20 protein-coding genes and 2 pseudogenes are annotated in these 23,030 nt (G+C 71.8%); 13 read left to right on the forward strand and 9 right to left on the reverse strand.

Features of this window, described 5'->3' with window-relative positions; all coding sequences use genetic code 11:
* The first annotated feature begins 5 nt into the window (after positions 1-5).
* The 3 genes and pseudogenes from ACMCNO_RS03155 (at position 6) to ACMCNO_RS03165 (ending at position 3,154) form a co-directional block, all read left to right on the forward strand.
* Positions 6-1,466 carry a menaquinone biosynthesis decarboxylase gene (locus tag ACMCNO_RS03155; RefSeq protein WP_412753592.1) on the forward strand — a complete coding sequence of 487 codons (1,461 nt, stop codon included), beginning with the start codon at positions 6-8 and terminating at the stop codon, positions 1,464-1,466.
* Positions 1,463-2,383: pseudogene (gene mqnP, locus ACMCNO_RS03160) on the forward strand (menaquinone biosynthesis prenyltransferase MqnP); the annotation flags it as partial. The gene ACMCNO_RS03155 and the pseudogene mqnP, both read left to right, overlap by 4 nt.
* A 147-nt stretch (positions 2,384-2,530) precedes the next feature.
* Positions 2,531-3,154 carry a UbiX family flavin prenyltransferase gene (locus ACMCNO_RS03165; protein WP_412747916.1) on the forward strand — a complete coding sequence of 208 codons (624 nt, stop codon included), beginning with the start codon at positions 2,531-2,533 and terminating at the stop codon, positions 3,152-3,154.
* 42 nt (positions 3,155-3,196) lie between these two features.
* On the opposite strand, the gene ACMCNO_RS03170 is transcribed toward ACMCNO_RS03165, so the two are convergent.
* Positions 3,197-3,472: a BldC family transcriptional regulator gene (locus tag ACMCNO_RS03170; protein WP_412747917.1), complete on the reverse strand. Its 276-nt coding sequence runs from the start codon at positions 3,470-3,472 to the stop codon at positions 3,197-3,199.
* 281 nt (positions 3,473-3,753) lie between these two features.
* Here ACMCNO_RS03170 and ACMCNO_RS03175 point away from each other — a divergent pair, with 281 nt between their 5' ends.
* Entirely contained in the window at positions 3,754-4,203 is a 450-nt protein-coding gene (locus tag ACMCNO_RS03175; protein ID WP_130510234.1) for an Lrp/AsnC family transcriptional regulator, read from the forward strand.
* 10 nt (positions 4,204-4,213) lie between these two features.
* Positions 4,214-5,302: a PLP-dependent cysteine synthase family protein gene (locus tag ACMCNO_RS03180; protein ID WP_412747918.1), complete on the forward strand. Its 1,089-nt coding sequence runs from the start codon at positions 4,214-4,216 to the stop codon at positions 5,300-5,302.
* 74 nt (positions 5,303-5,376) lie between these two features.
* Here the strand turns inward: ACMCNO_RS03180 and ACMCNO_RS03185 are convergent, their stop codons facing one another.
* The 4 genes from ACMCNO_RS03185 to ACMCNO_RS03200 all read right to left on the reverse strand — a co-directional run bounded on the left by ACMCNO_RS03185 (position 5,377) and on the right by ACMCNO_RS03200 (position 11,170).
* Positions 5,377-6,000 carry a putative glycolipid-binding domain-containing protein gene (locus ACMCNO_RS03185; RefSeq protein ID WP_412747919.1) on the reverse strand — a complete coding sequence of 208 codons (624 nt, stop codon included), beginning with the start codon at positions 5,998-6,000 and terminating at the stop codon, positions 5,377-5,379.
* Between the two features lie 174 nt (positions 6,001-6,174).
* On the reverse strand, positions 6,175-7,938 hold the full coding sequence (locus ACMCNO_RS03190; RefSeq protein WP_412747920.1) for a DEAD/DEAH box helicase: 1,764 nt from the start codon (positions 7,936-7,938) through the stop codon (positions 6,175-6,177).
* Positions 7,939-8,179: 241 nt separating this feature from the next.
* Positions 8,180-9,403 carry a hypothetical protein gene (locus tag ACMCNO_RS03195; RefSeq protein WP_412747921.1) on the reverse strand — a complete coding sequence of 408 codons (1,224 nt, stop codon included), beginning with the start codon at positions 9,401-9,403 and terminating at the stop codon, positions 8,180-8,182.
* Between the two features lie 129 nt (positions 9,404-9,532).
* The gene (locus tag ACMCNO_RS03200) at positions 9,533-11,170 is read right to left on the reverse strand and encodes a C40 family peptidase (RefSeq protein WP_412747922.1); all 1,638 of its coding nucleotides are present in this window, start codon (positions 11,168-11,170) and stop codon (positions 9,533-9,535) included.
* Between the two features lie 276 nt (positions 11,171-11,446).
* Here ACMCNO_RS03200 and mqnE point away from each other — a divergent pair, with 276 nt between their 5' ends.
* From mqnE to ACMCNO_RS03220, 4 genes and pseudogenes are all read left to right on the forward strand, one after another.
* Entirely contained in the window at positions 11,447-12,616 is a 1,170-nt protein-coding gene (mqnE, locus tag ACMCNO_RS03205) for an aminofutalosine synthase MqnE (RefSeq protein WP_412747923.1), read from the forward strand.
* A gap of 24 nt (positions 12,617-12,640) precedes the next feature.
* Complete coding sequence (locus ACMCNO_RS03210) at positions 12,641-13,069, forward strand: hypothetical protein (RefSeq protein WP_412747924.1); 429 nt, start codon at positions 12,641-12,643, stop codon at positions 13,067-13,069.
* A gap of 12 nt (positions 13,070-13,081) precedes the next feature.
* Positions 13,082-13,456, forward strand: coding sequence for a DUF4229 domain-containing protein (locus ACMCNO_RS03215; protein WP_412747925.1), 375 nt, complete (start codon positions 13,082-13,084; stop codon positions 13,454-13,456).
* A gap of 163 nt (positions 13,457-13,619) precedes the next feature.
* Positions 13,620-14,933, forward strand: a pseudogene (locus tag ACMCNO_RS03220) (M14 family metallopeptidase); the annotation flags it as partial.
* Positions 14,934-14,982: 49 nt separating this feature from the next.
* On the opposite strand, the gene ACMCNO_RS03225 reads toward ACMCNO_RS03220, so the two are convergent.
* Together ACMCNO_RS03225 and ACMCNO_RS03230 are read right to left on the reverse strand one after the other, a co-directional pair.
* Entirely contained in the window at positions 14,983-15,747 is a 765-nt protein-coding gene (locus ACMCNO_RS03225) for a VOC family protein (RefSeq protein WP_412747926.1), read from the reverse strand.
* Between the two features lie 210 nt (positions 15,748-15,957).
* Positions 15,958-17,982, reverse strand: coding sequence for a HelD family protein (locus tag ACMCNO_RS03230; RefSeq protein WP_412747927.1), 2,025 nt, complete (start codon positions 17,980-17,982; stop codon positions 15,958-15,960).
* Positions 17,983-18,235: 253 nt separating this feature from the next.
* Here ACMCNO_RS03230 and ACMCNO_RS03235 point away from each other — a divergent pair, with 253 nt between their 5' ends.
* From ACMCNO_RS03235 to ACMCNO_RS03250, 4 genes are all read left to right on the forward strand, one after another.
* A complete protein-coding gene (locus ACMCNO_RS03235) occupies positions 18,236-18,595 on the forward strand; it encodes a type II toxin-antitoxin system RelE/ParE family toxin (RefSeq protein WP_412753593.1) in 360 nt (119 codons plus the stop codon).
* Positions 18,588-18,908, forward strand: a complete 321-nt coding sequence (locus ACMCNO_RS03240; protein ID WP_412747928.1) for a helix-turn-helix domain-containing protein — start codon at positions 18,588-18,590, stop codon at positions 18,906-18,908. Before ACMCNO_RS03235 ends, ACMCNO_RS03240 begins: the two co-directional genes overlap by 8 nt.
* Before the next feature lie 77 nt (positions 18,909-18,985).
* Positions 18,986-19,132: a type II toxin-antitoxin system Phd/YefM family antitoxin gene (locus tag ACMCNO_RS03245; RefSeq protein ID WP_412747929.1), complete on the forward strand. Its 147-nt coding sequence runs from the start codon at positions 18,986-18,988 to the stop codon at positions 19,130-19,132.
* A 79-nt stretch (positions 19,133-19,211) separates the two neighbouring features.
* Entirely contained in the window at positions 19,212-20,057 is an 846-nt protein-coding gene (locus ACMCNO_RS03250; RefSeq protein WP_412747930.1) for a menaquinone biosynthetic enzyme MqnA/MqnD family protein, read from the forward strand.
* A gap of 19 nt (positions 20,058-20,076) precedes the next feature.
* Here the strand turns inward: ACMCNO_RS03250 and ACMCNO_RS03255 are convergent, their stop codons facing one another.
* A complete protein-coding gene (locus tag ACMCNO_RS03255; RefSeq protein WP_412747931.1) occupies positions 20,077-21,315 on the reverse strand; it encodes a glycosyltransferase family 2 protein in 1,239 nt (412 codons plus the stop codon).
* Between the two features lies 1 nt (position 21,316).
* Positions 21,317-22,816 carry a hypothetical protein gene (locus tag ACMCNO_RS03260; protein ID WP_412747932.1) on the reverse strand — a complete coding sequence of 500 codons (1,500 nt, stop codon included), beginning with the start codon at positions 22,814-22,816 and terminating at the stop codon, positions 21,317-21,319.
* Between the last annotated feature and the right edge of the window lie 214 nt (positions 22,817-23,030).

Here is a 23,030-nt window from a genome sequence, read left to right on the forward strand (position 1 = left end):
TGACCATGGTTGCGCGTGGCTTCCCGTACCCGGATCTGCAGAGTTTCCTTGCCGCCCTGGAGGGCGCGGGTGAGCTGCGGCGGGTCGGGGTGCCGGTCGACCCGACGCTGGAAATCAGCGAGGTGGTCACCCGGACGGTGCGCGCGGGCGGCCCGGCGCTGCTGTTCGAGCGGCCCACCCGCGGCGAGATGCCGGTCGCGATCAACCTGTTCGCCACGGAACGGCGCACCGCGATGGCGCTCGGGGTCGACTCCCTGGACGAGGTCGGTGAGCGGATCGGCGCGCTGGTCAAGCCGGAGCTGCCGGTCGGCTGGTCCGGCATCCGCGAGGGCCTGGGCAAGGTGCTGCAGCTCAAGTCGGTCCCGCCGAAGAAGGTGAAGACCGCCCCCTGCCAGGAGGTCGTGCTCAAAGGCGACGAGGTGGACCTGAACCGCCTGCCCGGGCTGCAGGTATGGCCCGGCGACGGCGGCGTCTTCCACAACTTCGGCCTGACGCACACCAAGCATCCCGAGACCGGCAAGCGCAACCTGGGGCTGTACCGGCTCCAGCAGCACTCGCACAACACGCTGGGCATGCACTGGCAGATCCACAAGGACTCCACCGCACACCACGCGGTCGCGGAGCGGCTCGGGCAGCGGCTGCCGGTCGCGGTGGCGATCGGCTGCGACCCGGTGGTCAGCTACGCGGCCAGCGCCCCGCTGCCCAGCGACATCGACGAGTACCTGTTCGCCGGGTTCCTGCGCGGCGAGCGGGTCGAGATGGTCGACTGCCTGACGGTCCCGTTGCAGGTGCCCGCGCACGCGCAGATCGTGCTGGAGGGCTACCTGGAGCCGGGGGAGCGGCTGCCGGAGGGGCCGTTCGGCGACCACACCGGCTTCTACACCCCGGTGGAGCCGTTCCCGGTGCTGCACATCGAGGCGATGACGATGCGGCGGGACCCGATCTACCACTCCATCATCACGTCCAAGCCGCCGCAGGAGGACCACGGCCTCGGCAAGGCCACGGAGCGCATCTTCCTGCCGCTGCTGCGGATGATGATCCCGGACATCGTCGACTACGACATGCCCGCGGCCGGGGTCTTCCACAACTGCGTGATCGTCTCGATCCGCAAGCGCTACCCGAAGCACGCGCAGAAGGTGATGAACGCGATCTGGGGCGCCCACCTGATGTCGCTGACCAAGCTGATCGTGGTGGTGGACGACGACTGCGACGTGCACGACTACCACGAGGTGGCGTTCCGGGCGTTCGGCAACGTCGACTACGACCGCGACCTGGTGCTGACCCAGGGCCCGGTCGACCATCTCGACCACGCCTCCTACCAGCAGTTCTGGGGCGGCAAGGCGGGCATCGACGCCACCCGTAAGCTGCCGACCGAGGGCTACACCCGCGGCTGGCCGGACGAGATGACCATGTCCCCGGAGGTGGTGGCGCTGGTCGACAAGCGCTGGAAGGAGTACGGCATATGACGGCGGTCGCCCAGACCCCGGAGAAGCCGGGCCGGATCAGGTCTTTCCTGCGGCTGGTCGCGATCGAGCATTCCGTGTTCGCGCTGCCGTTCGCGTACCTGTCCGCGCTCGTGGTGATGGCGGCCCCGGCGGATCTGATCGCTGTCATGCCGCCCGGCTCGGTGCGCAGCTCGGGGATCTATTGGCGCGATCTGCTGCTGATCACGGTGGCGATGGTGTCGGGGCGCACCTTCGCGATGGCGGCGAACCGGATCCTCGACCGCAAGATCGACGCGCTCAATCCGCGTACGCAGAACCGGGAACTGGTCACCGGGGCGGTGAGCCTGCGCACGGCCTGGACCGGGGCGGCGGTCTCCCTGGCTCTGCTGTTCGCCTCGGCGGCCCTGCTCAACCCGCTGTGCCTGCTGCTGTCGCCGCTGGCGGTGCTCCCGCTGATCGTCTACCCGTACGCGAAGCGGTTCACCAACTTCCCGCACTACGTGCTGGCGCTGGCGCAGGCCGTGGCCCCGGTCGGCGCGTGGCTGGCGATCACGGGCACCTTCGTGGGGTCGGGACCGGCCTGGGTGCTCGGGGCCGCGGTCGGCCTGTGGATCGGCGGCTTCGACCTCATCTACGCCTGCCAGGACGCGGAGATCGACCGGCAGATCGGGGTGCACTCGACCCCGGCCCGGTACGGCGTGCGCGCCGCGCTGGTCCTGTCGACGCTCACCCACATCGTGACGTTCGCGCTGTTCGTCTGGTTCGGCCACCTCGTCGGGCTGGGCCGGCTGTGGTGGATCGGCCTGGCACTGACTGCCGTGGCGTTCGTCTACCAGCACGTCGTGGTCACCCCGAACGACCTGTCCAAGGTCAACCGGGCGTTCTTCACCGCGAACGGGTTCGTCGGCATCGCGCTGTTCCTGTTCGCGCTGCTTGACCTCGTGCTTTCCGACCGGCTGAGGACCCTGGTCGCGGCAGCCCCGCTGTGACGGTGGCCGGTTGATCGCCCTGAATCATGGGCGGCCCTGCTGTGACGACGGCCGCCCGCGGCCCTGATCGGTTCAGGCTGCGGGCATGCTTGGGGCGTGCGGATTCCATGGATCGTCGGCGTCTCCGGAGCCTCGGGCACCCCGTATGCCCGGGCGGTGCTCGGTGGGCTGCTGGACGCCGGGGAGCCGGTCGACCTGGTGATCTCCCGGGCGGCACGGCTCACGCTGCTGGACGAGACCGATGCCACGGTCCGCGACGCGCACTGGAAGGACGACGTCGCCCATTGGCTGGGCCGCGACCTGGCGGGGGCGGACCTGGTCTACTGGCCGGCGATCGACCTGGCCGCCGGGCCGAGCAGCGGCTCGTACCCGGCCCGCGGGATGATCGTCGTCCCGGCCAGCACGGCGGCATGTGCGGGGATCGCGATCGGGCTCTCCAAGGACCTGCTGCAGCGCGCGGCGGAGGTGAGCCTCAAGGAGCGGCGCCCGACCGTGGTGGTGCCACGGGAGACCCCGGTGACCCGCAGCCACCTGGAGCACCTGATCGCCCTGCACGACGCGGGCGCGGTGGTACTCCCGGCCAGCCCGGGCTTCTACGGGGCCGGGGCGCGGGCGAGCGCCGAGCAGCTGATCGACTTCGTCGCCGGGAAGGTGCTGGACGCAGCTGGAGTGCCGCACACGCTGTTCCGGCGCTGGAGCGGCGAGCTGGGCAGGCGCTGAGCGGGAAGCGGTGAACGCGGCCAGGGACCGAGCGGCAGGGCGCTAGCGCAGGCCGTTGGGTGGGCCGTACGCGCCGCCGGGGTTGGTGGGTCCGGAGTTGCGGGGCTTGTTGGCGGCGTCGTCCTCGCGCATTTCCTCGATCACACCGTCGCCCTCCAGCAGCGCCCGGACCTCGGACTCGCGGAACCGGCGGTGTCCACCAGGAGTACGGATGCTGCCGATACGTCCGGCCGCCGCCCAACGCGTGACCGTTTTGGGGTCGACGCGGAACAGAGCGGCCACCTCGCCCGGTGTCAGCAGACGATCTCCAGTGTCCACAACCCCCTCCTCGGCGTCGTTGTCTGGAGCGGCCGGTTGGTCACGGTGAGTGTCGGCGAGCTCGATCGGGACGTACAGCCATTAGAGCATCGCCCCATCAGCAAGTCCGTGAAATGCGGAAAAAGCCCCGATTGCGACAGTGATCATTATCCTGGTTCGCTTCCGCGGTCCCGGGCAACTACCGGGCGTGAGGTGAGGAGCCGGGCGAGCCGGGCCCGGCAGCCCCCCGTACGGTGGTGCCGCCGTCGACTCGGGCGGCGCTCGGTTTATGGTCTGACCCCATGGACGCCATCGACCTGCGCCTCATCGGCCTACTGCGGGACAACGCCCGCTCCTCGTACGCGGAGCTGGCGCGCAAGGTCGGCCTTTCCGCCCCGGCCGTGCACGAACGGGTCGGCAAGCTGGAGGCGGCCGGGACGATCCGTGCGTACCGGGCCGAAGTGGACAATGATGCGCTCGGGCTGGGGGTCACGGCGCTCATCGGCATCATCGAGGACTCCGGCGCCGACACCGACGACGTGCTCAACGCGGTCCGCGAAATGCCCGAGGTCGAATCCTGCTACTTCATGGCAGGCGTGGAGTCGTACCAGCTCATCGTGCGGGTCTCGTCGATCGCCGAGCTGGAGCGGCTGATCGTCCGCATCAACCGGACGCCCGGGGTCGCCTCGACCCGGACGGCGATCGCCCTGTCCACCAAGTGGGAGAACCGCCCACAGCCCAGCCTGGGCTAGCGTCAGCGTTATGCAGATGGATCGGTGCGACGACGCCGCACGCCAATGGGCCCGGGACGCCATCGCGCTCGTCGAGGCCGACGCCAACCGCTCGGCCGACACCCACCTCCTGCCGTTCCCGCTGCCCCCGGCGTGGGGCATCGACCTGTACCTCAAGGACGAATCGTCGCACCCCACCGGCTCGCTGAAGCACCGCCTCGCCCGCTCCCTGTTCCTGTACGCCCTGTGCAACGGCTGGATCGGCCCGCACACCACGATCGTCGAGGCGTCCTCGGGCTCCACCGCGGTCAGCGAGGCGTACTTCGCCCGGATGCTCGGGCTGCCGTTCATCGCGGTGATGCCCGCCTCCACCTCGCCCGAGAAGATCTCGCTGATCGAGTTCCAGGGCGGCAAGTGCCACCTGGTCACCGACCCGACCGCGGTCGTCGCCGAGGCCCGCCGCCTCGCCGAGGACCTCGGCGGCCACTTCATGGACCAGTTCACCCACGCCGAGCGGGCGACCGACTGGCGCGGCAACAACAACATCGCCGAGTCGATCTACGCCCAGCTGGAGCTCGAACGGCACCCCGTACCGACCTGGATCGTGGTGGGGGCGGGCACCGGCGGCACCAGCGCCACCATCGGCCGGTACGCCCGGTACCGCCGGTATCCCACCAAGCTGTGCGTGGTGGACCCGGAGGGCTCCGCGTTCTGGCCCGCGTACCTGTCCGGCGACTGGAGCGTCGCCACCGGCCGCGGCTCGCGCATCGAGGGCATCGGCCGCCCACGGGTCGAGCCGTCGTTCCAGCCCGCCGTCGTCGACCGGATGGTGCCCGTACCGGACGCCGCGTCGCTGGCCGCCATGCGCGCGGGCTCGGAGGTGCTGGGCCGCCGGGTCGGCGGATCCACCGGCACCAACCTGTGGGGTGCCTTCGCGCTGATCGCGGAGATGCGGGCGGCCGGGTGCACCGGCTCCGTGGTCACCCTCATCTGCGACGGCGGCGAGCGGTACGCCGACACGTACTACTCCGACGCCTGGGTCGGGGCCCAGCACCTCGACCTGGCCGAGCCTCGCGCGGTCATCGACCGGTTCCTGCGCGACGGCACCTGGCCAGCCTGAGCCGTCGGCGGGCCGCCTCGGCCGCCGCGGGCCGGACCGGGCCGTCAACGGACCAGCCGGGCCAGGCCGGGCCGTCAACGGACCAGCCGGGCCAGGCCGGGGAACTCCGTCACGAAGCCGTCGTCGTCCACGCTCAGATCCGCGCTGAAGGTCTCCGTGGCGAACCGGACCATGCCGCCGCCCACCGGCGTGTAGATCTGATCCGCCTGCACCACCTCCAGGCTGGGCACCAGCACCCAGGCGACGCTCAGCCGGTGCGCCACCCCCGGCTCGGCCTTCAGCAGGCCCAGGCGCCGGATCGGCAGGGTGTTGGTCAGCGGCGAGCCCGCCAGATCGACGTCGAACGCGCCGTACAGCAGGTCGGGCTCCTCGGTGCCGGGCTGACCGGCCCCGGCGTGACCGGCGGCGGTCAGGGCACCGTCGAGGTCACCCTGTTCGGCCGTGGTCACCCGCCAGCGCCCCGCGGCCAGTTCGAGCTTGAGGGTACGGGCCCACCCGGCGCCCTCGGTGCTCACGTCGATCCAGGCGCTGACCCCTCCCGGATCGGTCTGCAGCTCATACCGGCAGGTGTACGCGACCGGGTCGACCGCGGTGGCGGTGCCGCGGGCGTACAGGCCGGCTTGGGTGTCCACGAGCGCGTGCTCGGCGCCGGGGGTGTCGCGGCGCTCCCAGAACAGGGACCCGGCAAGAGGCGGCATGAGTGGACGTTAGCCGCCCACCCGTCCGCGCGCCCGACGATCAACCCGCAGTTCCAGCGCACGAGGTCGCCCCGCGGCAAGGCCCGCACCGAGCTCGACCGCCGCGGCTGCGCGGAAACGACAACGCCGGCCCGGGCGCATCTGCCCGGGCCGGCGTTGTCTGGTCAATCGGTGTCAGTGACGGGCGGTGCGGGTCGGCCCGAAGCGGCGCTCGCCGCCCGACCCGCCCTCGCGCCGGTCGTTGCGCGGAGCTTCGCGACGGAACCCGCCGGTGCGCTCGCCGTTACGCCCGGCGCTGTGCCCCCGCTCCGCCCGGGGACGGTCGGAGTAGGAACGGTCGCGGTCACCCGACGGCCGGTCGCCGCGCGGGCGCTCGCCGAACCGCGCCCGGTCGCCGTAGCCGCGATCGCCGGTGTGCTCGCCGCGAGCCCGGTCACCCTGGCCGCGGTCGCGGTCGCCGAAGCTGCGCTCACCCTGGCTGCGGTCGCGGTCCCCGAAGCTGCGGGGGCGATCGCCGTGGCTGCGGTCGCGTTCGCCGAAGCTGCGCGGCCGGTCGCCCCGGTCCCGGTCCCGGTTGCCGAAGCCACGAGGCCGGTCGCCGCGGTCGCCGAAACGACGGGGCCGGTCGCCGCGCTCGCGGCGGGGCTCCGGCTCGTCCACCACCGGGACGCCGCTGGGCTCGCGGGCACCGGTGATCTCGGACAGCTTCTCGTCGCCCGGGCGCACCCGGACCTCGGCCGGGTCCACCCCGGCCTTGGACATCATCGCCTGGGTGGTGCGGCGCTGCTTCGGCAGCACCAGCGTCACGACCGCGCCGGACTCACCCGCGCGGGCCGTACGCCCGGCACGGTGCAGGTAGTCCTTCGGGTCCTTCGGCGGGTCCACGTGCACCACGAGCGAGATGCCGTCCACGTGGATGCCGCGGGCGGCCACGTCCGTGGCGACCAGGACGTTCGTGCGGCCTTCCTTGAACTCGGCCAGCGTCCGGGTGCGTACCCGCTGGGTCTTGCCGCCGTGCAGCGCGCCCGCGCGCACGCCGACCGCCGCGAGCTGCTCGACCAGCCGGTCCACCCCCATCTGGGTACGCGCGAAGACGATCGTCTTGCCCGCCCGGTTGGCGATCGAGGCCGTGATCGGGAACTTGTCGCGCGGCGGGATCAACAGCAGGTGGTGATCCATCGTGGAGACGCTGGCCTCGGCCGGGGCGGTCGAGTGGGTGACCGGGTCCGTCATGAACCGCTGCACCAGCGTGTCCACGTCACCGTCCAGAGTGGCGGAGAACAGCAGCCGCTGCGCGTCGGCGGGGGTCTTGGCCAGCAGCTCGGTGACGTCAGGCAGGAAGCCCATGTCAGCCATCTGGTCGGCCTCGTCCAGCACGGTGATCTCGATGTCGTCGAGCTGGCAGGCGCCGCGCTCGATCAGGTCCGCGAGGCGGCCGGGAGTGGCCACGATCACCTCGACGCCGCGGCGCAGCGAGTCCATCTGCCGGTCGTACGGCACGCCGCCGACCGCGGTCTTGAGGAAGACGCCGACGGACCGGCCGACCGGCAGCAGCGAGTCGGCCACCTGCATGGCCAGCTCGCGGGTCGGCACCAGGATCAGGGCCTTGGGGCGGTGCGGCTTGGCCCGTCCGCCCGCCGCGACGCGGGCCAGCACGGGCAGGCCGAACGCCAGGGTCTTGCCGGAGCCGGTCTGGCCGCGGCCGAGCACGTCCCGGCCCGCGAGCGCGTCCGGAATGGTCGCGGCCTGGATCTCGAACGGCGCGGTGATGCCCTCGCGGGTCAGCACGCGGACGATCTCGGCGGGGAGGCCGAGCTCGGCGAAGGTGGCGGCCACCGGGGCCACGGGGGTCTCGTCGGAGGATTCCGTGGGGGTTTCGATGTCCGGGGGGGTTTCGAGGACGGACGGGAACGTGCTGGGATCAGCGAAAGTGGTCAAGAGAACCTCTCTACGGGGGCGCACGCTCGCGACTGGCCCGCCGCGTCCGGATCCCCGGCCGCTGAAATGCCCGCAAGAACGCCCGAGGCGCGCCTAGGGCGCGCCAGGTCAATTACTGCCATCAGTGTACGGGTCAACGCGTGTGACGCCGCGCGGATTCCGCTCCGGGAGTGGGCAGACTCACCCCGGCCCAACCGCGCCAGCCTAGGCGGCGAGCCGACTCATGGCAACCACACCGCGGTTATTCGGCGAAGACCCCGTGGATCGTGTCGACGAGGTCACTGCCCACGGTGAAGAGGAACAGCAGGCTCGTCCCGACCAGCAGGCCGAGCACCACGAGCATCGAGACGACGACCTTGAAGTTGCTGCTGCGGCCGCTGTCCGGTGACTCCTCCCAGCCCTGGGCCAGGATGTGACCGGTCAGCGAGCCGGAGTTGTCCACGGCGTTCATCGAGACCGGCATGGTCATCTCGACTGGCGCATTCGTACCCAGACCGCCGTAGACCGTGCCCTGGACGCGCTGCTGGGGCACGGCGGCGGGCTCCGGATGCTGGGCGGGACGACCGATCGCCGGGGCCGGTGGCGCACCGGCGGGCGCCGCGGTGGCGCTGAACGGCGCCGGGGTCGTGCCCGTACCGGCTACCCCGAACGTGGTGGCCACGGGCGTGCCGTAGACCGGGCCGCCGCTCATGGGCGACGCCGGGTATGCGGGCCGCGCGGCGGCGGCCGGGATGGTCGGCGGCGCCGGGAACGGTGACGGCGGCGGGCCCGGTATGGGGCTCGGCCCAGGGCCGGGTGGAACCGGGCCGGGCACGGGATCCGGGCCGGGCGGCACGGGTGACGGGCCGGGCCCGGGTGGAACCGGCGCCGGGCCGGGGCCGGGCGGCACGGGGGCAGGCGGGGTCGGATCCGGGGTGGGCGGCGGTCCCGGCGGTACCGGGGCGGGACCCGGCCGGGGCACCGGAGCCGGGACCGGCTGTGGTGGCCTCGGAGCCGGGAACGGGCTCGGCGGCGGCTCGATCGGCGCCGGTGGCTCCATCGGCTTGGCGGGATCGCCGGGCTTCGCGGGCTCGATCGGACCGCCGGGTCTGCCCGGCTCGGCCGGGGACGGGGTGTCGGGTGTCGAGGGCTCGGGCAGCCCGGGCTGCTCCGGCTCGGCGGGGCCGGGCGGTTCGATGTCGGGCTGCTCCGGTTCCGGGGACTTCGGCTCCGGGGAGTTCGGTTTCGGGGACTTCGGCTCCGGGGCACCCGATCCGGGCTCGGCCGCCCGGGTCCCATAGACCGTGGCCTGCGCCGTCCGGCGGGTGCTGAGCCCCACATCGCCGGGGCCGAGGCGCAGCGCGCCGGGCACGGCCGCCCGTGCGGCGGTGGCGCCGGGCAGCGCGGACACGGGCCGGGCCGCGGGCGCCCGCGCAGCGCCCGGCTTGTCGCCGGGGCTGTCCGGTGCCGCGTGTTGCTCGTCCATGTGCCCTCCCGACCCGCCGCCGTCCCGCGCCGACGCTGATCGCTGCCCCGGGCGTTGACCCTTACCGTGCCACATCCGCGCCCGTCAGCACACCCGGCGTCGACCCGGCCAGGTGAAAGCGCGCACCCGCTACTTGCCGCCGCCTGCGTCGCCGGTGGCCGAGCTGGACGCGGCCCCGCTCCGGGAGCCGGAGGCGGTCTCAGCCGACGGGGCGGTACCGCCCGCGGACGAGGCCGTGCCACCGGCCGAGTTGGCCGTACCCGTGGAGCCGTTGGGCGGTGTTCCGCCCGCCGGTGCCGAGGTGGACGACGTGGGGTCGGTCGGGGTGGTCGGATCGGTGGAGGGCGTGCTGGTCGATGGCGCCGGAGTGGTCGTGGTGGGGGTGTCCGGCTTCGTCGTGGTGGGCTTGGTCGTGGTGGGCTTCGTGGGTGGCTTGGTCGTCGCGGGCTTCGTCGTGCTGGGCCGCGGCGGCGGGGTGGTCTTGACCGGCTTCGGCTTCGGCTTGGGGGCGGGCGAGGAGAGGTCGGGGCCCTCGGTGGGGCCGTCGACCGAGCCGTACACCCGGGTGGCCTGGAACAGTCGCGTCCAGCGCACCGGCACGAGGCGCACCGTCAGGCCGGTGCGGGGGGCCTCCACCATCATGCCGTCCCCGGCGTACATGGCGACGTGGTGGATGCCTGTCCAGCTCGACGTGTAGCTGAAGAACAGCAGGTCGCCGGGGAGCAGCGAATACCGGTCGACGACCTTGTTGCGGGTCTGCCAGTACTGGTCGCGCGACACCCGGGCCAGCGGGAACTGCCCGGCGGCCTCGCTGCGGTAGGCGGCGTACGTCAGGCCGGAGCAGTCGTACTCGTCCGGGCCCTCCTCGGACCACACGTACGGGTCGCCGCGCTGGGCCAGGGCGAAGTTGACCGCGGCGATCGCCCGCGGGTCGGCGCCGTGGCCCTGATCGGCGCCGGACAGGTAGCCGGCGCCGAGCCGGGCGTCCTCGGCGTTTTCGAGGGCCTCGGCCTGGTTGAGCGCGTCGGCGTTCTGCTGCTCCATCTTCTGCAGCGCGGACTGCTTCTTCGCGATGTCGGCGTTGAGCTTGTCGTAGCGGCCGGTGACCTCGGTCGCGTGGGCCGTGGTGACCTGCTGCTCGTCGAGGGCGATCTGCTGCGCCTCCTGCGCGATGACGAGCTGCCGGGCCGCCACCTGCTCGCCGGGGGAGTCCCCGCGCGCGATCTGGGCGAGGGAGTCCAGGTCCTGTAGGCCGGAGCCGCTCGCGCCGGGGGGCACGGCGGCGGCATCGCGCATGGCGTTCTCGGCGGCTGTGGTGGCGTCCTGCTGGGCCAGGACCAGGGCGGCCTGGGTCCGGGTGACCTTCTGATCGGCGGCCGCGGCCTGCTGGCGCGCGATGTCGCGGTCCTCGCCCAGCTTGATCAGCTGGTCGCCGAGGGCGGCGATGTCGGCGCGACGCTTCTCGATCTTTGCCAGCAGCGGGTTGACGGGCACGCCGGGGGTCGGCGAGGTGGTGGCGGTCGTGGGCGTGACCTGGCCCGGAAGAGAGAGGGTGCCGAGCGGGATCGGGCGGGATCCGGCGTCCGGCACGGCGGCGGATCCGGGGGCGGCGGGTCCGCCCGGGAAGCCGGGCACGGCGGGAATGCCGGGCGTCTGGGCGCCGGGGGCCGGGGCGCCGGGGGCCGGGGCGCCGGGAGCCGCGAAGGCGGGCAGCGGCTGGAACAGGGCGGCGATCGCCGCGGTCGCCACCGCAGAGTACGCAACCATGCGCAAACGGTGACGCCCACGCCGCGGGATGCCCGAAGCGTTTCGCGTGTCCGTTGCCATCTGCTCCCCGTCCGCGTCGGTCGCCAGTCCGCCGCTACCGTCCCCCCCAAGGTTCATACACCGCGCCGCGCATCCCTGTCGATTGCTCTGGGCCTAATGGCTGCTGATTTGTCACAGGACGGACGGTGAACCCAGGCGGCCTGGCTGATCTCCGCGCACCGGGTGTCGGGGGGTGGACGTAGGCTCGACGGCGAGCGAATCGGGAGAGGGGCCCACATGGATGCCGGACTGAAGCGGGAGCTGGAGGCCAAGGTCTACGCGGGCGAGCGGCTGACGCGCGAGGACGGCGAGGCGCTGTACGCCAGCGACGATCTCGCCTGGCTCGGCGGGCTGGCGCACCACCGGCGTACGGAACTCAACGGCGACCGGGTGATGTTCAACGTCAACCGGCATCTCAACCTGACCAACGTCTGCTCCGCCAGCTGCGCCTACTGCTCGTTCCAGCGCAAACCGGGCGAGAAGGACGCGTACACGATGCGCATCGACGAGGCCGTCCGCAAGGCCAAGGAGATGGAGGACGAGCAGCTCACCGAGCTGCACATCGTCAACGGCCTGCACCCGACGCTGCCCTGGCGGTATTACCCCAAGGTGCTGCGCGAGCTGAAGGCGGCGCTGCCCAAGGTCAACCTCAAGTGCTTCACGGCCACCGAGGTGCAGTGGTTCGAGAAGATCAGCGGCCTGCCCGCCACGGAGATCCTCGACGAGCTGATGGATGCGGGCCTGGAGTCGCTCACCGGCGGCGGCGCCGAGATCTTCGACTGGGAGATCCGCCAGCACATCGTCGACCACAACTGCCACTGGGAGGACTGGTCGCGCATCCACCGGCTGGCACACCAGAAGGGCATGAAGACCCCGGCCACCATGCTGTACGGCCACATCGAGGAGCCCCGGCACCGGGTCGACCACGTGCTGCGCCTGCGCGAACTCCAGGACGAGACGGGCGGCTTCGCGGTCTTCATCCCGCTGCGCTACCAGCACGACTTCGTCGACTCCGCGGACGGCAAGATCCGTAACAAGCTGCAGGCGCGCACGACCATGGCCGCGCCCGCCGAGTCGCTGAAGACGTTCGCGGTGTCCCGGCTGATGCTGGACAACGTGCCGCACGTGAAGTGCTTCTGGGTCATGCACGGGCTGTCCGTGGCCCAGCTCTCGCTGAACTTCGGCGTCGACGACCTGGACGGTTCGGTCGTCGAATACAAGATCACGCATGACGCCGACTCGTACGGCACGCCGAACACGATGCACCGGGAGGACCTGCTCAACCTCATCTGGGACGCGGGCTTCCAGCCGGTCGAGCGCAACACCCGCTACGAGGTGGTCCGCGAGTACCCGAAGCCGGTGTCGCTGGCCGAGCGACGCAGCGAACCCCAGCAGGTCTGGGCGTAGCACCCGGCGTACCCTCGGCATGTCATGACCGAGACCGCAAGCGAGCGCCGCCCCCGCCGCACCCCCGACGGGCGCCTGGCGACCGCGGGAGATCTGCTCGGGGTCGCGCTGGCCGGTCTGCTCTGCGGTGTGGTGATCCTCCTCGTTTTCGAGGGGATCGTGGCGTTGCTGCGGCTGTCGGCGTTCGGCGACGCCAGCGGCTGGCTGGCCCTGGTGCTGCCCGGCTGGTTGTTCGTCGAGGAGTTCCGCGCCGCCGGATACGGAGCCAACCGGGTCATCGTCGCCGGGCTCGGCGCGGGCTTCGGCCTGGCGACCGGGATGACCCTGGCCGGTCTCGCCGCCGCCACGTTCCCGGCGCTGGTCAGCGGGGCGGTCGGCGCCGCGGCCGGTACGGTCGTGTACTGCCTGGTCTGGTTCTACGGCCTCCGGTGGCTGCGCCACCGGGCGGGCTGAGAGGGAAGCGTCATGAGTCCGTCCGTCAAATACACGCTGGGTCGCCTCGGCCTGTTCGTGGTGGTCTTCGCGCTGCTCCTGCCGGTGCCGCTGAACCTGCTCGTCAAGGCGATGATCGCGCTGGTCGCATCGGCCGGTTTCGCGTACTTCCTGCTGGCGCGCTGGCGCAACGAGATGGCCGAACAGCTGGCCGGGGCCGCGAACCGGCGCCGGGCGGAGAAGAACCGGCTGCGGGCCGCGCTGGCGGGCGACGAGTCCGCAGCCGCCGCGGGCGACCGGGCCGCCGAGCCGGCCGCGGGCGACCGGGCCGCGGGCGACCGGGCCGCGGCGCCGGCCGCGGAGGACGACGGTGCCGACACCGCCGCGTCCGACGGCAAGGCACACTGACCCTGGACGAACGCTGTCCCCGACCAGCGCTCCGGGTATCCATCACGCCGGGGTAGGGGGCAGTTTGGCATGACAGGCAGCACGGCAGATTCATTGCCAATGGTCGATCCCCGGTGATGCAGTGACGAGACGGGACCCCCATCCCTATCTCCGGAGGTCGTTCATGAGACGACGTGTCGCCACCCTCGCCGCCGCCGCGATCGGGCTCGCCCTTACCGCGTCCGCCGCTCCGGCCCAGTCCGCCGCCGCCCGCCCCGTCACCGCGGAGCCGGGCGCCGGCCCATCCGTCGACTCCTCAGCCCAGTACGAGGTGTACGACGCCCGTACGCCCGCCCAGCGCAACGCGATCGCCCGCACGGGCGCCGCCGTCGACGACGTCGAGCACGCCGTCGTGACCGTGACCGCCACGCGCAGCGAGGTGCAGGCTCTGCGCAAGCTCGGGTACACGGTCAAGCCCGTCGCCGACAGCCGCCCGGACGCCGGGCCGAACGCGCTCGACTTCCCGTCCCGCGACGCGGCGTACCACAACTACGGCGAGATGGTCGCCGAGGTGGACGCGATCGTCTCCCGCTACCCGTCGATCGCGAAGAAATACGTGCTCGGCACGTCCTACGAGGGCCGGCAGATCGTCGCCGTGAAGATCTCCGACAACGTCGCCACCGACGAGAACGAGCCCGAGGTGCTGTACGACGCCAACCACCACGCGCGCGAGCACCTCACCGTGGAGATGGCCGTCTACCTGCTGCACCTGTTCGCGGACAACTACGCCACGGACACCCGGATCAAGGGCATCGTGGACACCCGGGAGCTGTGGATCGTCCCGTCGGTCAACCCGGACGGCGCCGAGTACGACATCGCCACCGGCTCGTACAAGTCATGGCGCAAGAACCGGCAACCCAACAGCGGCTCCCGGTACGTCGGCACCGACCTGAACCGCAACTACGGCGACCACTGGGGCTGCTGCGGCGGTTCCTCGGGCAACCCGTCCTCGGAGACGTACCGGGGGCCCTCCGCGTTCTCGGCGCCGGAGACGCGGGTGATCCGCGACTTCGTCAACAGCCGGGTCGTCGGCGGCAAGCAGCAGATCAAGGCCGCGCTGGACTTCCACACCTACTCCGAGCTGGTGCTGTGGCCGTTGGGCTACACGAACGCCGACACCGGGCCGGGAATGACCGCGGACGACAACAACACGTTCGCCACCCTGGGGCGGCGGATGGCCGCCACGAACAACTACACCCCGGAGCAGGCGAGCGACCTGTACATCACCGACGGCGACTCGCTGGACTGGCTGTGGGGCGTGCACAAGATCTTCGCGTACACGTTCGAGATGTATCCGACCAGTTCGGCGCAGGGCGGCTTCTACCCGCCCGGCAGCGTCATCACCCGGGAGACCACGCGCAACCGCGAGGCGGCGCTACAGCTGGCCGAGGTGGCGGACTGCCCGTACCAGGTGATCGGCAAGCAGTCCCAGTACTGCTGAGCGACCGACGCCAGTACTGCTGAGCGACCGGCGATCCTGGCCGGGATCAGGAGATTCCGGCCAGGATCGCGAACGTGCCGCCCTGCGGGTCCTCGAGTACGGCGTACCGGCCCCTCGGGAAGCTCGTCGGCGGGTGCATCACCCGGCCGCCCAGGGCGAACGCCCGGGCGGCCGACTCGTCGCAGTCGGCGACGGCGAAGTACACCATCCAGTGTGGTGGCAGGTCGGCCGGCCATTGGGGGCCCAGCATCGGCTGCAGGCCGGCGATCGTGCGGCCCTCGCGCTCCCACACCACGTACGGCGGGCCGCCCGCCGAGCTGTCACGCGCCGTCCAGCCGAACACCTCCCCGTAGAACCGCGCCGATCCCTCCACATCCCGGGTGGTCAGCTCGTTCCAGGTCAGTGCACCGGGCCGGTCGAACACCTCGGCACCGCGCATCATCGCGGGCTCCCACACGCTGAACGGCGCCCCGGCCTGGTCGAGGAACGCGGCCATCCGGCCCTGGTCGAGCACGTCGAACGGAGGCACCAGGACCTGCCCGCCGGCCGCCTGGACCCGGGCGGCCACCGCGTCGGAGTCCTCCGTACCGATGTAGGTGCTCCAGGCGGTCGGCTGCCCTTCGCCGAACAGCGGCCCGGCGCCCGCCGCGGGCAGCCCGTCCAGATTGAAGACGGTGTAGCCGCCGGCCTCCGGGTCGGGTGACACGTGCGCGCTCCATCCGAACAGCGACGTGTAGAAACGGACGGCGTCGTCCAGATCGGCGGTCCCCAGGTCCACCCAGGTCGGTACGCCCAGGGTCGGTGCGGTCATGTGGCTGTGCCCTCCTCACGCATGCGCCCGCGGCCCTCGCTGCGCTCGGTGCACTCGCTCATCCGGTGAATCGTCGCACCGGCTGCCTTTCGTTGGGGTTAAGTGTCGAAGTTCTGGCTGAATCGGTGATCCGTCGGCGTCGATAGGTCCATGACGGATCCGGATTGCCGCACCCACCCCGCCGCATGCACTCGACCCGGGTGGATGATCTTAGCTACCGGCGCCGGTGAGTGGCTCGGGCAGCGGCTGAGCGTGCACCACGGACAGCCGGGACACCGCGCGGGTGAGCACCACGTACAGGCGGTGCAGGCCGCGCGGCTCGGCGGCGACGATGTCGGCGGGTTCGGCGACGATGACATGGTCGTACTCGAGGCCCTTGACGACCGTGGCGGGCACGACCGTGACCCGCGCCGCGGTCTCCACGTCGTCGGGCGTCGCGGCCGGGATCCCGGCCGCCGCGAGGTGGGCGCGCAGCCGGTCGACCGCGGCGTCGGCCGCGATGACCGCGACCGAACCCTCGTGATCCAGCGCGGCGGTGACCTCGACCAGGACCGCGGCGTCCAGGTCGGCGGGCTCGGCGACGTCGACGACGGCGAGGTCGCCGTCGCGGCGCAGCGACACCGCCTCGGGCACGTCCACGCCGAGCGCCGGCAACAGGCGGTTGGCCAGGGCGACCACGACCGCGGGTACGCGGAAACCGGTCGTCAGTGGCACCACGGCGGCGTCCGGCTTGCCCAGGTGGGCGAGGGTGTCGCGCCAGTCCGTGGCGGCCCAGGGCGCGGTGCCCTGGGCCAGGTCGCCGAGCAGGGTGATCGAGCCGTGCTCGCTGCGTCGCGCGATCGCCCGGGCCTGCATCGGGGAGAGGTCCTGTGCCTCGTCGACGACCACGTGGCCGAAGCTCTGCCGGCGTTCGAGCAGCCCCGCGGCCTCGTCGACCAGGACGGCGTCGGCGGCGCTGAACCGGGCGGTCTTGACCGTACGCGGCGGCTTGGTCCAGAGCAGTTCCTGCTGTTCCTCGGCGGTGAGGATGCCCTCGGCGCTGCGCGCCAGCAGCTCGGCGTCCGTGCACAACGCGACCACCAGCCCCTCCGGGGTGACCGCGGGCCACGCGGCGTCCAGGAACTCCCGGACCGGCGCGACCTTGGCCATCTTGCGCAGCCATCCCTCGCCGGGTGAATTCCCGGTGCGGTACTCGGACTGCCGTTGCAGCAGGCCCACCACCCGCGCCGACACGCGTTCCCGGCCCACCAGGTAGGGCAGCCCTTCGCGCCGGGCCTCGTCGACGATCCGGCGCAGCGGCTCCGGATCGATGCGCCAGCGGTACGAGCCGTCCGACACCATGATCGCCTCGGTGGGCTTGCCGATCCGCCCCCACAGCGCCCGGCGCAGCACCTCGGCCATCCGCGGGTCGTGCTTGAGCAGGGCCGCCGCGGGAGTGTCGGTGCCCCGCACCGGCACCCGGGCGATCAGGTCGTCCACCGTCGCCTGGGCCACCTCGACCTCACCGAGGGCGGGCAACACCGCGGAGATGTACGACAGGAACGCCGAGTTCGGTCCCACGATCAGCACGCCGGACCGGCGCAGCCGCTCCCGGTGCAGATACAGCAGGTACGCGGCGCGGTGCAGGCCCACCGCGGTCTTCCCGGTGCCGGGCGCGCCCTGCACGCAGATGGAGTCCGTCAGCTCCGCCCGGACCAGTTCGTCCTGCTCGGGCTGGATGGTGGCGACGATGTCGCGCATCGGGCCGACGCGCGGGCGTTCGATCTCCGCGGTCAGGATCCGGCTCCTGGTGCCGAGTTCCTCGCCGCGGTCGAGGTGCTCGTCCTCGAAGCTGGTCAACTCGCCCTTGACGAAGCCGAACCGGCGCCGGGTGGCGACGCCCTGCGGGTCGCGCACGCTGGCCCGGTAGAACGCGCGCGACAGGGGTGCGCGCCAGTCCAGCACCATCGGCTCACCGGCGTCGTCGGTGACGTGCCGCCGCCCGACGTGGTGCGCGCCCGCGTCCAGGTCCAGGCGGCCGAAGAACAGCGGGGTGTCGGGATTGTCGGCCAGCTCGGCCACCCGTCTGGACAGGTGCCGGCCGAGCTGCTCGGCGGTGTAGGCGTCCCCGGCCACGTTCTCGCCGGTGGCGAACAGGGCCTGGGCGCGCTCGCGCATGCGGCCCAGGGCCGCGCGGGACTCGGTGAGATGGTGGCGTTCGGCGGCGAGTTCGGTGTCGAGGTCAGGTGTCGTCACAGGTCGTCCTCCGGGCGGGTCCGGATCGCTCGCGTGTCCGAAGGGCCGGATCGCCGGCCTCGGCGCGGGGGGACGTCCGCTGCGGTGCATGCTCACCACGGCCGTCAAGCGGCCCACCAGGGTACGCGCGCCCGCCCCGTACCTCCACCGAATATCGCCTAGATGCAGATGGTCGGCAGGCCACCACCTTGCCAGCCTCAAAGGTTAAGAATATCCTTAACCCGGAGGTGGACTGGTGGAGTGGGAGATTTTGATGACCAGTCAGGTCGAAAGCTTCCTTGACACCCTCTATCAGTCCGATCGCGAATCGCATCGGCTGGTCAATCAGGCGATTCTTGTCCTCGAGCGCAACGGACCAGCAGAGGGTCGGCCCCTCGTGGACAGCATTACCGCCTCGCAGATCAGCAACATGAAGGAGCTGCGGCCGCCCTCCGTGGGCCGCACCGAGATCCGGATTCTTTTCGTCTTTGATCCTTGGCGGTCCGCGGTCCTACTCGTGGCGGGCGACAAGTCAGGTCAGTGGAATCGTTGGTATCGCGAGGCGATACCCGAGGCCGAGCAGCTCTACGCCACCTATCTAAAGGAGCGGGAAGGGGAGACGGGCCATGAGTGAGGTCAAGCGCTGGCGAGATACCGATCATCTGTCCCGGGCGGTGGCGACCGCTGGTGGTCCGGAGGCGTTCGACACCGTAGTCGGGCAGATGCTCGATGAGGCTCGCGGATGGCGGCTGGCAGAGCTTCGCAAGCGGCGCGACATGACCCAGGAACAGGTGGCCTCGAGGATGGGGGTGTCTGTAGCGCGGGTTTCTCAGATTGAGGCCGGTGACGTCTCCACCCAGGAGGTCCTCGGCCGGTACATTTCGGCGCTCGGGGGAACGCTCAAGATCATCGCCGACTTCGGTGATGAACAGCTCAAGGTCGCCTAGCTTCCAGCATGGGTGCGCCATGGCTAATGGCGAGGTTGTGCAGCGGATTCCTCGGGGTCGGGAGCGGCGGTGAGGTCATGCACTGGCGGGTGCAGGACGCCAAGCAGCGATTCAGCGAAGTCGTGCGCGCCGCCGAGTCCGGTGAGCCGCAAGTGGTCACCAGGCATGGCCGGGATGACCTCGACCCCGGGCGCAGCCGTGACCTGCCACGGGACATCCGGTGAGCTGTGCACGGGCGTGTTCTTCGACCGAATCGGCGCACCCGCGGGCGGCGCGGTGCGGGGCGGAGATAGCGTCGCCCGCATGAACGTTCAGCGGCCGCGCGTCGGGCACATTCAGTTCCTCAACTGCCTCCCCCTCTACTGGGGCCTGATGCGCTCCGGCGCGCTGCTGGACGTGGACCTGCGCAAGGACAACCCGGACCGGCTCAACGCGGCCCTGGTCGCCGGGGACCTGGACATCGGCCCGATCTCCCTGGTCGAGTACCTGCGGCACGCCGACGATCTGCTTCTGCTGCCGAACCTGGCCGTGGGCAGCGACGGGCCGGTGCTGTCGGTCAACCTCATCTCCACCCGGCCGCTGGCCGAGCTGGACGCCCGGCCGGTCGCCCTCGGCTCCACCTCGCGTACCGGGGTGCTGCTGGCCCAGATGCTGCTGGCGGAGCGGTACGGTGCCGAACCGGACTACTTCCGGTGCCCACCGGACCTGCCGCAGATGCTGCTGGAGGCCGACGCCGGGGTGCTGATCGGCGACCCGGCGCTGCGCGCGATGTACGAGGCGCCGCAACGCGGCCTGCAGGTCGTCGACCTGGGCCAGGCGTGGCACGAGTGGACCGGTCTGCCGATGGTGTTCGCGGTCTGGGCGGTCCGCCGGGATTTCGCGGCCGCCTACCCGGGCGTGGTGAAGGACGTGCACGAGGCGTTCCAGCGCTCCCGTGACCTGTGCCTCGGCGAGCTGGACGAGGTCGCGCGTGCGGCCGCCCGGTGGGAGCCGTTCGACGTGGCGACGCTGGCCACGTACTTCCGGGCCCTGGACTTCTCCCTCGGTGAACGCCAGATCGCGGGGGTGCGGGAGTTCGCCCGGCGGGCGGCCGCGCGGGGGCAGACCCCGCCGCTGCCGGCGGGCGGGCCGGAGTTCGTGGAGCTCTGAGCCGGTCAGCCGCCGCCCGTCAGGGCCGCGCGACCGTGCGGGTGGGTGCGTCGGATTCGGTGCGCGTCTGGCGGGGGATGACCGGGATCGCCTGACCCGCCGCCGGGGACACGCCGCGCAGCGTGAGCAGGCTGGCGAACAGGCCTGAGAACACGACGGTCACGCCGACGGCGATCGCGGTGGCGGACGGCAGGACCAGCCGGATCGTTCCGCGCGGGTCGAGGTGGCCGAAGCCGGTCTGGCCCCAGCTGGTCAGGGCGACGCTCGTGCCGAGCACGCCGAGGAACACCAGGGACAGCCCGATCAGGATGCAGCGTTCGAAGCTGAGCCAGCGCACCCACCGGTGGGGCCGCTGAGGCACGATGCCTTCGAAGTGGCCGTACAGCTCGGCGAAGCCGCCGAAGAGCAGCAGCTGGGCGCCGACGAGTACGGCAACGCAGGCGTACACCAGGGCGTTGATGTCGAACTCGACCCCCGCGAGGTGGCGGGGGGCCGCGGCCAGCGCGCCCGTGCCGAGCAGGCCGAGCAGCGCCAGCGCGAAGCCGGGCCAGACCAGCGTGCGGCGCGGCGCGAACACCAGCAGGAACCGCAGGTGCCGCCAGCCGTCGCGCCAGGTACGCAGGTGCGGCGGGCGGCTGCGGCCGTCGGGCCGCAGCGTGGTCGGCACCTCCACCAGGTCGTATCCGCTGAGCTGGGCGCGGACGACGAGCTCGGAGGCGAACTCCATGCCCGGCATGCGCAGGTCCAGGGCGCGGATGCGGTCGCGCTGGAAGCCGCGGATGCCGCAGTGGAAGTCGCCGACGGTCCTCAACCCGAACAGCGCCCGGCCGAGCCAGGACAGCACCGGGTTGCCCAGGTAGCGGTGCAGCGGCGGCATGGCGCCGGGCGCGATGCCACCGCGGAACCGGTTGCCCATGACGACGTCGTGGCCCGCGCGCAGCTGCTCGATGAACGGGCCGAGATTCGACAGGTCGTACGAGTCGTCCGCGTCGGCCATGATCACGTACCGGCCGCGGGCCTCGGCGATTCCGTTGATCAGGGCGGCGCCGTAGCCGCGCCGGGGCGCGTGCACGACCCGGGCGCCCGCCGCGCGGGCGATGTCCTGCGAACCGTCGGTGGAGCCGTTGTCGCTGACCAGCACCTCGCCGCTGACCCCCAGGTCGGCGAGTGAGGTCAGGGCCTTGCGGACGCAGACCTCCAGGGTCTCGGCCTCGTTCAGGCACGGCAACAGCACGGTGACTTCAAGATCGGATTGCACGTCAGTGACTGCTTTCAGGGATGGTGATCTTCGACGCGGCGGTGGGCTGACGCGGCGCTGAGTCGGGGGCAGGCGATGCGGCGGGGTCCGGCGATGCAGCGGGGTCCGGCGATGAGGCGGGGTCCGGCGGCGGGAGCGGGGCCGACGGCAGGGCGAGGGCTGACGCGGGGCTTGCCGGGGAGGCCGTCGTCTCCGGTCGGCGGGAGCGGGCGACGGCCACGATCCGGGTGATCGCGAGCGCCGTGCCGAGCGGGATCAGGGTGACCGCCGGTACGGCGTACCGGTAGTCGAACATGCTGGTGGCGACGGAGAGGACCATGGTGCCGAAGCCCGCGCCGACCAGCAGCAGGGCGTCGGCGGTGGTACGCCAGCCCGGGCGGCGCGGGCGCCACAGCGCGGCGATCAGCGCGAGTACCACCCCGGCGGCGTAGAGCGGGCCGGGTGTGGTGGCGACGTCGCCGTATCGCTGCAGCTTCTCGCCGAGGGGGTTGGGCGCGGGGATCGTCGTCGGCGGAATCCACAGTGGCGGCCCGGCCGGGAGGTAGTACCCGGCACTGCAGGAGACCCCCGGCTTGCCGGGTGGCAGCCACAGGTCGGCGAGGCATCGGGCGGACCCGTCGAGTGGTGCCCGGGGCGCCAGGTGCCATCCCACCTCGGTGGCGACCATCCGCAGGTAGGCGCCCGGTTCCTGGGTGATCACGGCTTTCGCGAACTCACCCAGGAACGGATCGTCCGCCTCGAGGGGATAGCGGCTGCGCGCTGGACTGATGGAACCCCAGATGTACATGTCCGGCCGGTGTGTCCAGAACGCCGGTGGGTCGGGCATGCACAGGGTGCGCTGCTGCGGGGTGAGCTGGAGCCGGTCGCAGTCGGCGATGGGCATGACCCGGGCATAGAGGAACCGACCCTGATACTGGCCGAACGCGTAGACCTGCCAGGTCTGGTGATACCAGACCAGGTAGCCGCCGAGGATCAGCCCGGCCGGCAGCAGGAAGGCGCCCAGGCGTGCCCACCCGCACCGGCGCACGAGCAGATACAGCATCGCGAGCGCGAGCACGGGCAGGCCGATGGTCCGGGTGACTGCGGCCAGGGCCAGCAGCACGCCGCCGAGTGCGGCACCGACCGCGCCGATCCGTTCACGCCAGGCGAGCGCCATCAGCCCGGCGACCGTGAGCACCACGAACGTGGTCTCCGCGAGGATGTAGTGCTCCAGCGTCAGCTGGCGGGCGTCGAGGGCGAGCGGGACGACCGCGAGAGCGGCCAGCCACGGCCAGGTGCCCCGGCGCACGAGGAAGGCGTATCCCGCGACGATCAGGGCGACCCCGGCCAGGTGCTGCGTGAGCGCCACCGGTGCCAGCTCGGCGAAGGGGTGTGTGAACGGCTTCAGCAGCAGGGAGTATCCGTACGGGCGCACGGTGTAGGGGGTGCCGTCGGCCGCCGCGGCCACGTACGGCCGGCTGTCCGGGAAGAAGAACGGGTGCGGGTACGCGACCAGGAACATGGCACGCAGCGTGAGTGCGCCGCCGAGGACGAGCCACAGCCCGAGGTGTCGCCAGAGGAATCGTCCGGATCTCGCAATTCGGGCAATTGCTGGCGAAGTGACCGTCCCTTGTGGCGAACCGCCCTCGGCTCGGGGGGCGGCGGCGACGGCAGACAAAGGGCATCCAAATGGATCATGGCGTGACGATTACCCGCCAGTCTGCCAGCTCGCCGTC

Source organism: Krasilnikovia sp. M28-CT-15 (assembly GCF_047159595.1).
Classification (GTDB): Bacteria; Actinomycetota; Actinomycetes; order Mycobacteriales; family Micromonosporaceae; genus Actinoplanes.

Bases quoted from the DNA above. Each gene is read 5' to 3' on its own strand.
- ACMCNO_RS03155 (WP_412753592.1), top strand. From the start codon at position 6: ATGGTTGCGCGTGGCTTCCCGTACCCGGATCTGCAGAGTTTCCTTGCC.
- ACMCNO_RS03175 (WP_130510234.1), top strand. From the start codon at position 3,754: ATGGACGCCATCGACCTGCGCCTCATCGGCCTACTGCGGGACAACGCC.
- ACMCNO_RS03180 (WP_412747918.1), top strand. From the start codon at position 4,214: ATGCAGATGGATCGGTGCGACGACGCCGCACGCCAATGGGCCCGGGAC.
- ACMCNO_RS03185 (WP_412747919.1), bottom strand. From the start codon at position 6,000: ATGCCGCCTCTTGCCGGGTCCCTGTTCTGGGAGCGCCGCGACACCCCC.
- ACMCNO_RS03195 (WP_412747921.1), bottom strand. From the start codon at position 9,403: ATGGACGAGCAACACGCGGCACCGGACAGCCCCGGCGACAAGCCGGGC.
- ACMCNO_RS03200 (WP_412747922.1), bottom strand. From the start codon at position 11,170: ATGGTTGCGTACTCTGCGGTGGCGACCGCGGCGATCGCCGCCCTGTTC.
- mqnE (WP_412747923.1), top strand. From the start codon at position 11,447: ATGGATGCCGGACTGAAGCGGGAGCTGGAGGCCAAGGTCTACGCGGGC.
- ACMCNO_RS03210 (WP_412747924.1), top strand. From the start codon at position 12,641: ATGACCGAGACCGCAAGCGAGCGCCGCCCCCGCCGCACCCCCGACGGG.
- ACMCNO_RS03215 (WP_412747925.1), top strand. From the start codon at position 13,082: ATGAGTCCGTCCGTCAAATACACGCTGGGTCGCCTCGGCCTGTTCGTG.
- ACMCNO_RS03225 (WP_412747926.1), bottom strand. From the start codon at position 15,747: ATGACCGCACCGACCCTGGGCGTACCGACCTGGGTGGACCTGGGGACC.
- ACMCNO_RS03235 (WP_412753593.1), top strand. From the start codon at position 18,236: ATGACCAGTCAGGTCGAAAGCTTCCTTGACACCCTCTATCAGTCCGAT.
- ACMCNO_RS03240 (WP_412747928.1), top strand. From the start codon at position 18,588: ATGAGTGAGGTCAAGCGCTGGCGAGATACCGATCATCTGTCCCGGGCG.
- ACMCNO_RS03245 (WP_412747929.1), top strand. From the start codon at position 18,986: ATGCACTGGCGGGTGCAGGACGCCAAGCAGCGATTCAGCGAAGTCGTG.
- ACMCNO_RS03250 (WP_412747930.1), top strand. From the start codon at position 19,212: ATGAACGTTCAGCGGCCGCGCGTCGGGCACATTCAGTTCCTCAACTGC.
- ACMCNO_RS03260 (WP_412747932.1), bottom strand. From the start codon at position 22,816: ATGTTCCTGGTCGCGTACCCGCACCCGTTCTTCTTCCCGGACAGCCGG.